This window comes from Methylobacterium sp. CCH5-D2, assembly GCF_001556475.1.
Lineage (GTDB): Bacteria > Pseudomonadota > Alphaproteobacteria > Rhizobiales > Beijerinckiaceae > Methylobacterium > Methylobacterium hispanicum.
The window spans coordinates 1-1,473 of the sequence record NZ_LSIX01000355.1 but is presented as its reverse complement, the minus strand read 5'-3'; the positions used below and the strand labels follow the sequence as shown (position 1 = coordinate 1,473).

Annotated in this window: 1 protein-coding gene; it reads right to left on the bottom strand. The window is 69.5% G+C overall.

What is annotated here, in order from left to right:
* Positions 1 to 17: 17 nt before the first annotated feature.
* On the bottom strand, positions 18 to 1,473 hold a 1,456-nt coding region (locus AX737_RS09265), incomplete at its 5' end, for a hypothetical protein (RefSeq protein WP_245293419.1).

The window sequence follows — 1,473 nt, the reverse complement described above, 5'->3', positions numbered from 1 at the left end:
CGCAGGGGGAGCGCGCCTCAGACCCGCTGGTCGCGGATGCCGCTGAGGATCAGCGAGAACGAGCAGAACACCAGCACGCAGCAGAAGAAGGTCACGAACAGGGCGCGGCCCCGGTGCGGGTAGAGGCTGTCGGTCGGCAGCGCCGGCTGCTCGATCACCGCCAGGAAGATGTGCTGCTTGCCCGCCGAAACCCGGGCGCGGTCGAGCAGGTTGCTGGCCGATTCGTGCAGCTTCTCGGCGATGGTGCGCTCCACCATCAGGCCCTCGTATTCCAAGAGCGCGTTGGCCATGGTGGGCGAGCCGGACTGGCCGACGTCGCGGGTGAGCTGGCCCTGGAGGTCGCGCATCTGCTGGTCGATGGCCGCCACGTTGGCCACCAGCACCTGGATCGAGCGCGACTTCTCGTCGAGGTTCGAGGCGCGCAGCACCTGGAGGTCGTTCTCGGCCTTGATCTTGTCGCGGCGCAGCGTGAGCATCGTCGTCATCGTCGATTCCGCGGCCTTCACCGGGTCGATGATGCCCCAGCTGTTGCGGAAGCGCTGGAGGGCGAGATGCGCCTCGCGCAGCCGGGCCTGCGCCACGTCGGCGTCCTTCTGGGACTGGACCAGCATGTCGGCCTGGGCCCGGCTCGAGATCTCGTTGATCAGGCGCTCGGCGCGGGTGATGACCTCCTGCGCGATGGTGAGCGAGTCCTGCGGCGTGAAGGTCCGCACCGTGAGCTGGATCACGCCCGAGATCGCGTCGATATGCGCCTCGACCTGCCGGCGCCAGTACTTGGTCAGCACCTCGACCGGCTGCGGGTCGCTGTAGCGGGCCCAGAAGTCGGCCTCGCCGCGCGAGAAGATCTTCGACAGGCCGACGCTCTTCTCCAGCGCCGAGACCAGCGTCTGGCTGCGGATGAAGTCGCGGACGATGTAGCTGTCCTGGCTGTTGTGCTTCTGGATCAGCGCGCTGAACTCGCCGAGGTTCGAGTGCTCCATCGGCTCGACGTTGCCGCGCACCGCGAACTTCGCCTCGGCGATGTACTGGTTCGAGGCGAAGACGAAGAGGTAGAGGCCGACCACCGCGGTCGGCAGCGCCACGAACAGGCCGAAGCGCCAGAGCAGCATGCGGGTGTAGCTGACGGGGCGGGTGTCCGGCGGCCTGAGGCCGGGCAGGCGCGTCCAGGCGAGGCGTGCGCGCGCCTGCTGCACCAGGGCGCGGCCGCGCTTCGTGGGGATCGGCTCGATCGTCTCCGCGCCGCGGCGCAGCTCCGTCAGCGAGCGCTGCGCGAAATCCACGAGCCCGCGGATCCGCTCGCCCTGCTTGACCTCGTCGACGCTCATGCGGGTGATGTGTCCTGGTGCCGCCGCGATGGTCCGGCGCGGATGGGGCCACGTGCGGACGGGGCCGCCGCGGATGCGCGCCGCCGCGATCGTCCGCTCCGGGAAGTCCTGCGCTTTTCGGCCCTTTTTAAGGCGCGCGGCCTGCCCG